Genomic DNA, 14,056 nt, shown 5'->3' on the forward strand with positions numbered 1-14,056 from the left:
GATCTCTATTCAGAAAACTGATGATTCAATAAAGATTCTAGCTTAAATCCATGAATAAATTTATCATCTACAACTAAAGGTAAACTTCCATTCCATTTATCAATGATTTTCTGGTGCAAAATTTCGGGAGTTAAGGTTTTTTGCAGTAAACTATGAGCTTCAACTTCTCCTTTAGCTAAATTAACCTTAACTTCTGCTTCTTTAATGGCTTTTAAAACTAAAAATCCAGCTTTTTTAGCATCCTGTTCAGCAATTTGTTTGGCTTCCACAGCATCGGTAAACCGTTGGGAAAAATGAACATGAACTAGAGAAATATTATCGACTTGAATGTGATAATTAATTAATTGGCTTGTTAATAAATGATCCACTTCTGATTTAACATTTTCCCGACGAGTAATAATTTCTTCGGCAGTATATTTAGCCATAACCGCTTTGAGAATTTCTTCAATAACGGGATTAATAATCGCTTCAATAATGGCTTGTTTATCCCCAATTCGTTGAAACGCTAAATTGACTTCTTCAGGGATAATATGCCAATTCAATGCCACATCAGTAAATACCTCCTGTAAATCTTTTGAGGAAGCTTCAGCCGATATTTCCTGTTTTTGAATACGGACAGTCATCTTTTGTACTGTTTCAGCTACAGGAATAATAAAATGCAATCCTTCATCCAAAATTTCAGCTTGAACCTGACCAAACACCATTAAAATTCCCCGTTCCCCAGCATTAACAATAATCAGAGGATTGAAGAAAATTAAAAGTAATAAAAATAAAAAAAATAGGTTAGCTGGCTTCAAAAATAATTGATATCTGGGCATGGGTACAATCTGAAGTTAACTTTCGAGAACAGTAGAAGATTGAGTATCTACAATTCGATTAAATTGGTGAATATTTAATAATAAACTACTGAGAATTGACCAAGTGATAGCGAGAAACCAACCCGCTAAAATATCACTGGGAAAATGAACGCCTAAATACAGTCTTGTCCAAGCAATTCCAAGGACAAATAATCCTCCTAAACCAATCACGAACCCTCGCCATTTTGTTCTCCAAGTTATAAGAATTAAAACGATTACAAAGGCCATACTTAAGAGTGCGTGACCACTAGGAAAAGAAAAAGTTGAAGGAAAAGGATAGGAAGATTGCCACAAATGAGGTCGAATTCGATGAAAGAAAACTTTAGCGGATTGGCTCAGAATTCCACTTCCTGAAAGCGTTAAAATTAAATACAAAAGCGATCGCCATTGTTTTTGATACCCTAAAATTAAAACAACCGGAGTTGCTAGGAAAACGATTCCTAGAGAAGTACAAGTAAAGGTTAAGATAATCGCCAAGCTTTCCAGTTGAGGTTGTTCTATAGAATGAATGGCGAATAAAATCGATAAATCCCAAGGTAGACCACTGGAACTTTCGCCTACTTTTAAAGCTAGAATCCCAAACAACAGTAAGGGTAAAGAAATTCCTAAAGCTAAAAACTGCCAATGCAGGATGAACCACTGTTGAACAGAACTCCAGTCCCTAAATGACGGTTTATGGGGATTAAAATCAGACATCATTTTGCCCTAAAACTGCACATATTTTCAGTTTAATGCGGTAGCAGGGACAGGTCAATTACATTAGACTGAACTAAGAGTACCATTACTACGGTAAAAGCAGTTGAGGAAAAGACACCCATTGCTAAATCTTTCTTAAGATTTCGTTCAGGGGAAGAAGATTCAACAACATTGATGGCCCCATATTGCATTAGGAGAATTCCCGCTAAATTTGACAGCCAATAGCCAAAAATAGAACTGGGAAAAAATAAATCTTCAGACAATTTACTAAAAACAAATCCAAACCCATAAGCAATCGGTAAATTAAAAATTAAATCGTTCCACCAGCACAACGGAGACATCATGAAACCCAGAAAAACCAAAATTCCGCCGATCCATTTTTTAGACATAAACCTCTTGATTATCCACAATTTCAACTCAATTGTTATCAATTGTTATCAAAAAAAAATCTGACTCAGGACTGATGCCAGAAACCTAAGAAACTCAGTTTCTAGTTGTTGTTTAGGGGCTGAAATCAAAAGGTCTGGTTCAGAAACCTGATTTCTGTGTATATTGTATATGAATCTCGCATGAAATTCAATACATTTCCAATTCATTTTTGTTTGCCCGTCTCCCAAGTTGGCCCCATCAGGGTTCCTCGCAGTCGCCAGGGAGGGTGTTGAGGGACGTTAACCTCTAGTAGGCCACTATAAAGCTTTTCTTGAATATAAGGACTCTCTAAAACGGGCCAATCTTCTAAAACTTGTTGTTTTCCATTAATGATAGCATTGCCAAGGGCTCCATTTTGTTGATAGGTTAAGGTTAAGCGATCGCCTGCTAAACTTTTATAACTTAATTTTCCTTGACTTTTCCAATCTGCTCGAAAATGATAGAGATCGGGCTTATCTTGATCCAATTTTAATAAAACATCCCAACTGTGTTGCGGATCATAATTTTTGCCGACAGGTTCATTTTGTAGACTTAATCGTGCTAAAATAATCGGTAATAAATATTTATGCGGATCACCGAGTTTAATTCGTCGCCACCAAGCATCTTTTTCATCTAAATTAATCGCAGCTAATTTCTCTCTAATCGCTAACCCTCTGGCTTGAAAAGCTGTTTCTTCGACGGAATTAATATGGGGAGGTTTTGGGATAATAAAGCTTGAAGAGTTTGTAGAAGACAAAACAGAACCTTCTAAGAAAAGGTTAGAAATTTTAGTTTTTTTAGAAGAATTTGTTCTAGGAGTATCAACAGCATATAAACGGCAACCAAAAGCAAAAATAAAGATAGCCGTTAACCCGCTCATCAATTTAAGATTAGTCTTCATTACAGTCTCAATTTTTAAGGGGAAAAAACCGTTTTTTAGGAATTTTAAAGGATAACTCTGAACATTTACGATAAAATAGGAAACGAAATCAATGGGAGGATTTATCCGATGGGATATGCAATTGACGTTAATCAATCTAACTTTGAGCAAGAGGTAATCAAAGTTTCCTATAAAAGCCCTGTATTTGTAGACTTTTATGCAACTTGGTGTGGCCCGTGTCAAATTTTAAAACCCATTTTAGAAAAGTTGGTGAACGAATATGATTTTATTTTAGCGAAAATTGATATTGATCAAAATCCTGAATTAGCAAGTCAATATGGGGTAGAAGGTGTACCGGATGTAAGAATTGTGCTTCAAGGAGAAATGCAGCCCGGTTTTGTAGGAGCATTAACAGAAGCTCAAATTCGGCAAACCCTAAGCCAATTTAATTTAAAATCTAATTTTGATCAGGATTTAGAGGCTTTAAAAACTGCGATCACTCAAAAGAACTTTCCCACCGCCAAACAACTTTTAGATCAGCTATTTTCTCACTATCCAAATCGCTTAGAAGTAGTGTTAGAAGCGGCTAATTTTTTAATTGTTCTCAATCAACTTGAAAATGCTGAAAAACTGTTAAATACCATTGGAGAAGATCAGCGCGATTTCTTCCCCAAAGCTCAGGCTTTAAAACAATTAATCCAACTCAAAACAGATGCTACTGCTTCGGGAGAAAGCCAACTGGAACAGAACTATGCAAAAGCTTGTCAATTAACTTTAGCGGAAGACTACGCAGAGGCGTTATCTTTATTTTTAGAGATTGTATCTACCGATCGCAAATATAAAGAGGATGGGGCTAGAAAAGCAATGTTGACTATTTTTAATTTACTGGGGGATGACCATCCCTTGACCCAAAAATATCGGAAACAATTAATGCTACAATTATATTAAGGGGACTCAAACAGGGAATAGAGCAGAGGGAATCGGAAACCGAAAATAGAGAACGCGCCATAGGGAACTTTATCATTTGTTCTGATCGAAAAATCGGTGATTTAACGGTTTTTCTAGGAAGGACTTTTTTTCTCTAAAAATCCCATAAATTTATGACTAATGCCTTACTGATTCTAGGGGAATTAAATGATCGAGATATAGATTGGATCGTGACCCAAGGAAAACGAGAAGTTTTGCAAGCGGGTACTGTTCTAATTGAAGAAGATCAACCCTTAGATGCGCTTTATATTGTGTTGAGTGGAACCCTCAACGTTTGTGTGGCTGCTTTAGGAAATCAAGTGGTTGGAAAAATTGGCGGTGGTGAAATATTAGGGGAAATGTCTTTTGTGGATGGACGTTTACCCTCGGCTACAGTGCAAGCGGTTGAAGAGTGTTGTGTGTTATCCATTTCTCGATCACTTTTATCTCAAAAATTAGAAGAGGATGTTTTATTCTCATTGAGATTTTATCGAGCTATTACTAAATTTTTATCCTCCCGCTTACGAGCTACCGTTAACCATTTTGGCCATGAAGAAAACGTTACTTTGTTAGCTTCTAAATCTTCCAATAATATAGCCGAAAATGAACCCAATCATCGTTTAGATTGGATTATGCAGCGTTTGGGAGGGTAATCATTAATACAATTAAAAAATTTTCGAGAAGCAAACTTATTGCTTTTATGATTAAACTTGTCCATTTAGATTATTTTAATTATTTTTAATTATGACTTTAAATTTTGATCAAGAAATGATGCAATATTGCTTGAAATTAGCTTGTCAAGCATTAGGAAAAACAGCACCTAATCCCTTAGTTGGATGTGTCATCGTTCAAGATAAAAAAATTGTAGGAGAAGGGTTTCATCCGGGTGCTGGACAACCCCATGCCGAAGTTTTTGCTCTGAGAAATGCCGGAGAAAAAGCCAAGGGAGCAACGGTTTATGTTAATTTAGAACCTTGTAATCATTTTGGGCGGACTCCTCCCTGTACAGAAGCTTTAATTCAAGCTGAAGTGGCTAAAGTTGTGGTGGGAATGGTTGATCCCAATCCTTTAGTTTCAGGAACAGGAATTCAACGGTTAAAAGATGCAGGAATTGAGGTTATTGTTGGCCTTGAAGAACCAGATTGTCAACAATTAAATGAAGCTTTTGTCTATCGAATTTTGCATCAGAAACCCTGGGGAATTTTGAAATATGCCATGACCTTAGATGGAAAAATTGCCACCACAACAGGTCATAGTTCTTGGGTGACGGGAACCGAAGCTCGACAAAAAGTTCATCAGTTGCGCGTTGCTTGTGATGCGGTCATTGTCGGAGGAAATACCGTCCGACGAGATAATCCTTGGCTAACGACCCACGAAGCCGGAGAACCCAACCCTTTGCGAGTGGTTATGAGTCGAACTTTAGACTTACCCAAACAAGCCCATTTATGGGACACTCAAGAAGCGAAAACTTTAGTTATAACAGAGGAGGGTGTAAATCCAGATTTCCAACAGTTTTTGCAGAATAAGGGGGTAGAGGTAGCGGAATTATCGCCCTTGACGCCTGCCCAAGTCATGGCTTATTTGTATAAACGTCAGTTTTTATCGGTGTTGTGGGAATGTGGAGGAACCCTTGCGGCTCAGGCGCTCGTAGATGGCAGTATTCATAAAATCTTAGCGTTTATTGCCCCTAAAATTATTGGGGGAAAAACAGCACCATCTCCGGTCGCAGATTTAGGGTTAACTCAGATGACAGAAGCACTTTTATTAGAACGAATGACCTGGGGTTCTGTAGGTAAAGATTTTTGGATTGAAGGATATTTATTTCAAACTTAATTATGAGCGAAGTTGCCCTATTAAGTCTTATGGTCAGTAGCCTAGGAATTGATGCTGTTTTATTGGCGAGTTGGCTCTGTTCCATACAAACTGATATACAATTAGAACAGGAGGAGGAAGAAACATTGACTCGGTACGACTCAGAAGATACTAAACAAATGCCTGTAAAATCTATACAACCTAACGGCTATTCTAACGCTGAATCTCCTGAACCTTTCGTTCGGGAATGGGAGTATAAAATTGTTCGGGCAAGTCGAGATGTATTTCGGAATCCAACTATTTTTAAAAAGTTATGTCAGGAAGAAACCGAAATGGGTTGGATTTTAGTGGAAAAATTAGATGATCGACGGGTTCGGTTTAAGCGTCCAAGAGGACTAGATCATGCCGAAAACCATTACCAAATTAAAGCTGATCCCTATCGTTCAACCTATGGTTCTTCTAGTAATTTAGGAGCTTGGTTAACGGTGATTGCTTTTATAACTGCCATTATTTTACCTGCCTATTTAGGATTTTCATTAGTTGCCATGAGCTTTAATAAATCCTATCAAAATTCTTCCCCCACGATTTCATCTCCTGAACCCGAAGTTTCTCCTACTTCCCCTTAAAACGTCCTCAAAACAATTACAATGATCGGCGATAACCTCACCCTTACTTACACTTTTTGCAGGTTTGGGGAGGTTACAACACTATTTCTATAGAAATAATGAATAATGTTACGCTTACCTTGGAATCAATTTGTAGCAAAAACCATCGGTAAACTGCCGTTAAGAACAGTTTTAATTGTACCTTTTGTGGTACAAATTACGGCTACGGTTGGATTAGTGGGTTATTTTTCATTTAAAAATGGACAAAAAGCTGTTGAAAATTTAGCCCAGCAGTTAATGAACCAAGTAAGTAATCGTGTTCAAGAAAATTTACAGTTTTTCTTAGAAACTCCCGATCAAATTAACCAAACTAATTATAATCAAATTAAATTAGGTTTTTTAAATACAACTAATTTATATCCTTGGGAAAAATACCTTTGGCGACAAGTTCAATTATATCCTGATATTACTTTTATTGCCATTGCGACCAATCAAAATAAACAAAGGTCAGGTGAAAAACGCCTGAATGGTGATTTCCAAGTTAATGTTGTCGGGGATGATGTTGGTAATAATTTCTATACGTTTCAACTTGATTCTCAAGGAAATCGGACTCAAGGTGAATTAGTCAAAAAAGACTATGATTTACGTCAACATCCCACTTACTTAAAAGTCATAAAAGAACGCCGAGCTTCCTGGAGTAATGTATTTGTTTCTATTTTAGAACCCAGCTTATTAATTAGTGCCTTAGAACCTATCTACAATCAAAAACAACAAATAGAAGGAATTTTACTGGCTACCTTACGGCTTGACCAAATTATTACTTTTTTAAAAGGTTTAAAAATCGGTAAATCAGGACAAGTTTTTATTGTTGATCCCCAAGGTCATTTGTTAGCTAGTTCTACGGGAGAACAACCCTTTAGAAAAATTGGCAATCAAAATCAACTTTTTTTGGCAACAGAAAGTCAGAATAAAATTACCCAATCAGCGACAGAACAATTATTGAAACAGTTTAAAAGCCTGCATAAAATTTATAACCCTCAAAAACTTAAATTCTTAATTAATAAAGAGAACTATTTTTTAAATGTTATTCCCTTTAGTGATAATAAAAAATTAGAATGGATGATTGTTTTGGTTGTTCCTGAACAGGATTTTTTAGATCAAATTCAAGCCAACAATCGAACAACATTACTTTTGTGTTTAGTCACCTTTATTGTAGCAATTACCATTGGAATTTTAACAGCAAGATGGGTTACATTTCCTATTATCCTACTCAATCAAGCGTCGAAAAACATTGCAGCCGGACAATGGGATTTACCCCAAGAAGCGAATCGTCAAGATGAATTAGGAGAACTGACCCGTTCTTTTAATAACATGATTCAACAATTGCAAACCACTTTAACTCAACTGCAAAATCTGAACCAATCTTTACAAATTAGTGAACAACGTTATACGAGTTTAGCTCAAGCTGCACCCGTTGGAATTTTTCGGGCTGATATTGAAGGAAATTATATCTATGGAAATGACCAACATTTTGCCATGATTGGTCTGAGTCAAGCGGAAACAATGGGGATGGGTTGGACAAAAACTCTACACCCACAAGATCGAGATCAGATTCTTTCCTGTTGGTTAAAATTTGTCCACGAAGGTGTTCCTTTTCAGTATGAATATCGGTTTCTTAAACCCGATAGTAGTACAATTTGGGTCTATGGAAAAGCACTAGCTGAACGAAATAGAGAAGGTCAAATTACAGGATATGTTGGAACCATTACCGATATTACATCGACTAAAGAAGCCGAACATATTCTGGCTGAATATAACCAAACTTTAGAACATCAAGTCAAAGAACGGACGCAAGAATTATCTCACACCCTGCAACAGTTACAAGCTACTCAAAGTCAACTGGTTGAGTCTGAGAAAATGGCGACATTAGGGCAATTGGTGGCTGGAATTGCCCATGAAATTAATACTCCATTAGGTGCAATTCAAGCTGCTATTAATAATAATAATCAAGCTTTAATTGAATCTTTAATTGAATTACCCAAACTTTCTCAAAAACTTGATCCTGATCAACAAGTGCTGTTTTTTAAGGTATTAGATTTTTCGCGAAACAACCCCCAGCAAATTTCTACACGAGAACAGCGTGAATATAAACGTCAACTGGCTCAACAATTAAAAGAGTATCAAATCGAATCTCCTCGAAAAATAGCTGATATTTTAATTGATATTGGCATTTATGATAACTTGGAATTTATTTTACCCCTGCTTCAACATCCTGAACAAGAATGGTTATTAAATTTAGCTTATAATCTAGCTCGATTACAACGAAATAATCAAACCATGATTACGGCGATTGAACGAGCTTCTAAAGTTGTTTTTGCTCTCAAAAGTTATGCTCGTTATGATCCCAGTGGTCAAAAACAATCTGTCTTCATTACTGAAGGCATTGATACGGTTTTAGAACTCTATCACAATCAACTCAAACGCGGCATAGAAGTCAATCGTATCTATCAAATTACCCATTCCCTTGATTGTTATCCTGATGAATTAATGCAGGTTTGGACAAATTTAATTCATAATAGTATTCAAGCCATGAAGGGTCAGGGAACTCTCAAGATTGTCGTTCTCCAAGAAGAAACTGAGTTTCGGGTGCAAATCATCGATTCAGGCTGTGGGATTCCGGCGGATATTCAAGGACGCATTTTTGAACCTTTCTTTACAACAAAACCTTGGGGAGAAGGTAGTGGTTTGGGATTAGATATTGTTCAAAAAATTATTGATAAACATCAAGGTCAGATTACCGTTCAAAGTCAACCCGGAAACACTATTTTTACGATCTCCTTACCTCGAACCTAAACTGAAATTTTGAGATGAGTTCTGTTTATGTTAAAATGAGTAAAGTTTACTTTTAATTAGCCATCTTAATCAAAAAAATCAATTTAATTAAAATTCAAAAAGGAAAAGCCAATGGTAGAAAAAGCTATTATCTGTGTTGATGATGAACGGTTTGTGGTAGAAAGTCTCCTAGAACAACTCAAGCGGAGATTTGGAAAGGAGTATATCTATGAAGGTGCAGAAAGTGCCCCGGAAGCCTTAGATATTCTGGAAGATTTAGAACAGGAAAATATTGAAGTATTAATTATTGTTTCGGATTGGTTAATGCCTGAAATGCGAGGAGATGAATTTCTCATTGAAGTCCATCGTCGTTTTCCCAAAATTATTACAGTGATGTTGACGGGACAAGCGGATGAAACGGCGATTAAACGGGCAGAAAAATATGCTAATTTATATCGTTGTCTTTATAAACCTTGGACAGAAGAAGAGTTAGCACAAACGATTGCATCGGCTTTAGGATAGTGATCAACATTTATAGATTTTTATTGCTTTAATTTATTCCGATAATAACTTGAGAACAATGGCTAAACAATTGGCAATTTTATGTGTAGATGATGAATCCGTTATCTTAGAAAGCCTTAAAGAACAACTCAAACGTAATTTACCTCAACATTATGAATTAGAATCAGCAGAAAGTGGCGAAGAAGCCTTAGAAGTTATTGAAGAATTGCATGAGGAAGGGTTGGAAGTTGCTTTAGTTATTTCTGACCAAATTATGCCGGGTTTACAAGGGGATGAGTTATTAATCCGAATTCATCAAAGTTATCCCCAAATGTTAAAAATCATGTTAACTGGACAAGCAGACGCTCAATCTGTTGGCAATGTAGTCAACCAAGCAAGTTTGTATCGTTATATTAGCAAACCTTGGGATGAAACGGACTTAATTTTAACAGTTCAAGAGGCATTAAGGCGCTATGCTCAAGAACAACAACTGGTAGAACAAAACCAAAAATTACACGAATTAAATCGACAATTACAACAGTTAAATATTTCTCTGGAACAAAAAGTTTTAGAACGAACTACACAATTAGAACAGGCAAAACAGGCGGCTGAAGTGGCGAATCAAGCTAAAAGTACATTTTTAGCCAATATGAGTCATGAATTGCGATCGCCTTTAAATGCGATTTTAGGTTTTGCTCAATTAATGAACCGAAGTACAACTCTTTCTGCTGAACACCAAGAACAAGTGAAGATTATTTTACAAAGTGGAGAACATTTATTAAGTTTAATTAACCAACTTTTAGATTTAGCTAAAATTGAGGCAGGCAAAATCACCCTTAATGAGGCTAATTTTGATCTATATCATCTCCTTCAAGATTTAGAAGATATGTTCTCTCTCAAGGCTAAAAATCAGAGTTTAAGCTTAACATTTAGCTGTTGTAAAGCTGTTCCTCAATATGTTTGTACTGATGAGATTAAACTTCGCCAAATTCTGATTAATTTACTCAATAATTCTCTTAAATTTACTCATCAAGGAGGCGTGCATCTAACCGTCAATTGTAATAAAATTGACCCCTCAAACCTACAACTGATTTTTGCAGTTCAAGATACGGGAGTTGGAATTGATCCAGAAGAAATTGATCAGCTTTTTGAGGCTTTTACTCAAACTCAAAGGGGAAGAGAAGCTGATGAAGGAACGGGGTTAGGTTTATCGATTAGTCAAAAATTTGTACACCTAATGGGTGGGAAAATTAAAGTTAATTCCCAAGTCGGAGTCGGTACAACCTTTACGTTTAATATTCACGCTAAATTTGTTGATGACATTTGTTTATTTAATCAAAATTTATCTCGAAAAATAGTTGGTTTAGTCCCCAATCAACCTGCCTATAAAATATTAATTGTTGACGATAAATTCTCTAATCGTAAATTATTAATGCAATTGCTTAAACCTTTGGGATTAGAATTAAAAGAAGCCTCAAATGGCAAAGAAGCTGTAGAAATTTGGGATGTGTGGGAACCCCATTTAATTTTAATGGATCTGATTATGCCCATTTTGAATGGTTATGAAGCCACAAAACAAATTAAAAATACCTTAAAAGGAAATGCTACGGTGATTATTGCGATTACTGCTAGTGTTTTAGAAGAACAAAAAGCCTTGGTACTTTCAATGGGTTGTGACGATTTTGTGAGAAAACCCTTTCAAGAATCCCATATTTTTGAGATGATTGCAAAATATCTAGGTCTTGAATATATCTATGCGGAGGACACCTCCCTAAACTTTTTAAATCCTTCAAACTCTATACTTACTGTTGAAAGCTTGAAAGGGATGCCCTCTCAATGGATAGATGAACTTTATCAAGCCAGCCTTGACTTAGATTATGAGTTAGTTTTAGATCTAATTCAAGAAATTCCGTTGGGACAAGCTGATCTGTCTCAAGCTTTAACGGATTTAGTTTCTAATTATAGAGTTGATCAAATTTTTAATCTTATTGAAAAAATAAAAATCCATGAATATTCGACCTAATAAAAAACAACAACCCGGTGGTATTTTAATTATAGATGATAAACTTGAAAATTTAAAAGTTTTATCAGAAATCCTTAAGCAACAAGGGTATAAAGTTCGTCAAGCTATCAATGGAATATCCGCTTTAAGGGCAATACAATCATCCCCCCCTGATTTAATTTTATTAGATATAAAAATGCCGGAAATGGATGGCTATGAAGTTTGCCAAAAACTGAAACAAGATTCTCAAACACAGGAAATTCCTATTATTTTTATTAGTGCTTTAAATGAAGTTTGGGATAAGGTAAGAGCGTTTCAATTAGGAGGGGTTGATTATATTAATAAACCCTTTCAAGTGGAAGAAGTTATTGCCCGGATTGAAACCCAGTTTATTATTCAAAGACAGAAAAAACAATTACAAGCAGAAATAGAATATCGTCAAGCCCAAGAAGAACGGTTAAAAGAGGAAATTCAACACCGTCTCGCCAAAGAAGAGCAATTACAAGAAGAAATTCAACGACGTAAAGAAACAGAAGAAATTTTATATCAATCTCGTGCTTTAATTCAAAGTGTTTTAAATACGTCAATGGATGGAATTGCTGCTTTTCAATCTATCCGAAACACAATGACCGGAAAAATTATGGATTTCCGTTGTTTAGTTGTGAATCCAATCATTGGCCAAATTTTGAAGCAAGATCGCTCTAAGTTAATGGGAAAAGTTATTTTAAAAAGATTATTGAAAAAAATAGATTCCAGCTTATTTGAAAAGTTTGTTAATTTAGTAGAAACAGGAACTCCTTTAATTGATGATATTTTTTATCACAGTGACGATACTCAAGGTTGGTATCATTTTATTGCCGTGAGGTTAGGGGACGGATTTTCGATCGCCATTCGAGATATTACAGACCGTAAAAAGATAGAGCTTGATTTATCTCGTTGGGCTAAATTAGATGGGTTAACACAAATTGCTAACCGTCATTATTTTGAGGATTTTTTAAATCAAGAATGGCAGAGACATCTACAGGAACAAAAGCCAATTTCCTTGATTTTATGTGATGTAGATTATTTTAAAGCTTATAATGATACCTATGGTCATTTAGAAGGAGATGACTGTTTAAAAAAAGTAGCTCAAGCAATTGATCAAGTGATTCAACGTCCTGGAAATTTACTAGCTCGTTATGGAGGTGAAGAATTTGTTATTATTCTAACCCAGACGAATCTCTTAGAAGCAGGGCAAATTGCTACAGATATTCAAACTTCTATTCGGATTCTCAATATTCCCCATTCTCAATCTCAAGTGAGTGAATTACTCACACTAAGTTTCGGCATATCTAGTTTAATTCCAACGAAAGAAAACTCAACTTTTATATTAATAAAATCTGCTGATCAAGCTTTATATCAAGCTAAACAACAAGGGAGAAATTGCATCGTTACTCAAGTAGATTAAAAGAGTTAATAATCTGCATTCCTGCGGTAGCAAATCGTTGAAATGTGAGATTTGCTTGTTCAGTATAATCCACAATATCGGGAATAACAACAGGAGAGGTACAATCTTCTAATAAATAAACTTTTTGGGCTAAATTAGAATTTCTGCCTTGAATTTCGGTTAATAAATTGTCAATTGTCCAAGCAACACAATGGCTTTTTGCTTGACCCGCAATCAGAATTCGATCAAAGTTTAAAATCTGTTCTATTAATTGTTTGTTTTTTTGAGCCATGGTTTCTCCGTGCATATTTTCTAAAACTTCCGGTTGCAAAACCGAATAATTTTCTGTTAAAGGATGATTTCCTTTAATCTCAAATTGAACTTGAGAACATCGGGAAATCGTATGAAAAAATAACGCTTCTTCAACGGCTGAAACTAACCCATGACCGATCCCCCCTAACATTGAATGATAGGGCCATACTGTTAAGGGATATTGACCTTTTTTTGCTAAGGTTTGGGCATAATGTAAGGCGTATTGTTCTAGGGTGTTTTCATCTGCACCTAAAATTCTATTGATAACTTTCGGATTCACTTTCCAAATGTGATTTTGAATATCTTCAACGGAAATTAAGGTTGCAGGAGTTGGATGTTCACCTTGTTGATTAATCCAAAAAATGGGATGAAAAATCTGGAAGGCGGTATGGGTATCTAAAGTCACAATAATATGGCTAATTTTGTTTAAATTTCGATAAATAAATTCACACAATCTAATATTGTCTTCTACTGCACCATTTCCCGATGCGCCTCCTACAAATAACTCAAATTCAGGAATACAAAACGTATTTTGAACATCAATTAAAATTAAACAGGTTTTAAGTTGATCCTGACTAGCAGGTTGAATCTTATACTGTTTTGCCCATTGTTCTGCTTCCTGGGCTCGAATTTGATATCGAACACGCCAAACTTTTCCCACACGCTGGGGATTAAAGTGGGGGGGAATGGGGAGAGAATCTATTTTTTCTGTCATCATTTGTTTATGATAAAATTAAAGTTAAAGAGCAGAATTCAAGC

13 protein-coding genes are annotated in these 14,056 nt (G+C 35.7%); 8 read left to right on the plus strand and 5 right to left on the minus strand.

Features of this window, described 5'->3' with window-relative positions; all coding sequences use genetic code 11:
* Nucleotides 1-5: 5 nt before the first annotated feature.
* The 4 genes from PL9214_RS25620 to PL9214_RS31595 form a co-directional block, all read right to left on the minus strand.
* Nucleotides 6-818 (minus strand): prohibitin family protein, encoded by an 813-nt coding sequence (locus tag PL9214_RS25620; protein WP_072722117.1) that lies wholly within the window; start codon nucleotides 816-818, stop codon nucleotides 6-8.
* A gap of 15 nt (nucleotides 819-833) precedes the next feature.
* Nucleotides 834-1,556: a phosphatase PAP2 family protein gene (locus PL9214_RS25625; protein WP_083580189.1), complete on the minus strand. Its 723-nt coding sequence runs from the start codon at nucleotides 1,554-1,556 to the stop codon at nucleotides 834-836.
* A gap of 29 nt (nucleotides 1,557-1,585) precedes the next feature.
* Nucleotides 1,586-1,942: a DUF7980 family protein gene (locus PL9214_RS25630; protein ID WP_072722119.1), complete on the minus strand. Its 357-nt coding sequence runs from the start codon at nucleotides 1,940-1,942 to the stop codon at nucleotides 1,586-1,588.
* A 203-nt stretch (nucleotides 1,943-2,145) separates the two neighbouring features.
* Nucleotides 2,146-2,862 carry a hypothetical protein gene (locus PL9214_RS31595; RefSeq protein ID WP_186440457.1) on the minus strand — a complete coding sequence of 239 codons (717 nt, stop codon included), beginning with the start codon at nucleotides 2,860-2,862 and terminating at the stop codon, nucleotides 2,146-2,148.
* A 108-nt stretch (nucleotides 2,863-2,970) separates the two neighbouring features.
* On the opposite strand from PL9214_RS31595, the gene PL9214_RS25640 reads away from it, so the two are divergent.
* From PL9214_RS25640 to PL9214_RS25675, 8 genes are all read left to right on the plus strand, one after another.
* On the plus strand, nucleotides 2,971-3,789 hold the full coding sequence (locus PL9214_RS25640) for a tetratricopeptide repeat protein (protein WP_072722121.1): 819 nt from the start codon (nucleotides 2,971-2,973) through the stop codon (nucleotides 3,787-3,789).
* A gap of 152 nt (nucleotides 3,790-3,941) precedes the next feature.
* A complete protein-coding gene (locus tag PL9214_RS25645; protein ID WP_072722122.1) occupies nucleotides 3,942-4,460 on the plus strand; it encodes a cyclic nucleotide-binding domain-containing protein in 519 nt (172 codons plus the stop codon).
* 91 nt (nucleotides 4,461-4,551) lie between these two features.
* Nucleotides 4,552-5,640 carry a bifunctional diaminohydroxyphosphoribosylaminopyrimidine deaminase/5-amino-6-(5-phosphoribosylamino)uracil reductase RibD gene (gene ribD / locus PL9214_RS25650; RefSeq protein ID WP_072722123.1) on the plus strand — a complete coding sequence of 363 codons (1,089 nt, stop codon included), beginning with the start codon at nucleotides 4,552-4,554 and terminating at the stop codon, nucleotides 5,638-5,640.
* 2 nt (nucleotides 5,641-5,642) lie between these two features.
* A complete protein-coding gene (locus PL9214_RS25655; protein ID WP_072722124.1) occupies nucleotides 5,643-6,245 on the plus strand; it encodes a hypothetical protein in 603 nt (200 codons plus the stop codon).
* 105 nt (nucleotides 6,246-6,350) lie between these two features.
* Entirely contained in the window at nucleotides 6,351-9,077 is a 2,727-nt protein-coding gene (locus PL9214_RS25660; RefSeq protein ID WP_072722125.1) for an ATP-binding protein, read from the plus strand.
* Between the two features lie 111 nt (nucleotides 9,078-9,188).
* Nucleotides 9,189-9,578: a response regulator gene (locus PL9214_RS25665; protein ID WP_072722126.1), complete on the plus strand. Its 390-nt coding sequence runs from the start codon at nucleotides 9,189-9,191 to the stop codon at nucleotides 9,576-9,578.
* 58 nt (nucleotides 9,579-9,636) lie between these two features.
* Nucleotides 9,637-11,580, plus strand: a complete 1,944-nt coding sequence (locus tag PL9214_RS25670; RefSeq protein ID WP_072722127.1) for a response regulator — start codon at nucleotides 9,637-9,639, stop codon at nucleotides 11,578-11,580.
* The gene (locus PL9214_RS25675) at nucleotides 11,564-13,006 is read left to right on the plus strand and encodes a GGDEF domain-containing response regulator (RefSeq protein WP_072722128.1); all 1,443 of its coding nucleotides are present in this window, start codon (nucleotides 11,564-11,566) and stop codon (nucleotides 13,004-13,006) included. Before PL9214_RS25670 ends, PL9214_RS25675 begins: the two co-directional genes overlap by 17 nt.
* Here the strand turns inward: PL9214_RS25675 and PL9214_RS25680 are convergent.
* Nucleotides 12,990-14,015, minus strand: coding sequence for a cysteine hydrolase family protein (locus tag PL9214_RS25680; protein ID WP_072722129.1), 1,026 nt, complete (start codon nucleotides 14,013-14,015; stop codon nucleotides 12,990-12,992). The two genes, PL9214_RS25675 and PL9214_RS25680, sit on opposite strands and share 17 nt — an antisense overlap.
* Nucleotides 14,016-14,056 lie beyond the last annotated feature (41 nt).

Origin of the sequence: Planktothrix tepida PCC 9214 (assembly GCF_900009145.1) — a bacterium.
GTDB classification, from domain to species: Bacteria; Cyanobacteriota; Cyanobacteriia; order Cyanobacteriales; family Microcoleaceae; genus Planktothrix; species Planktothrix tepida.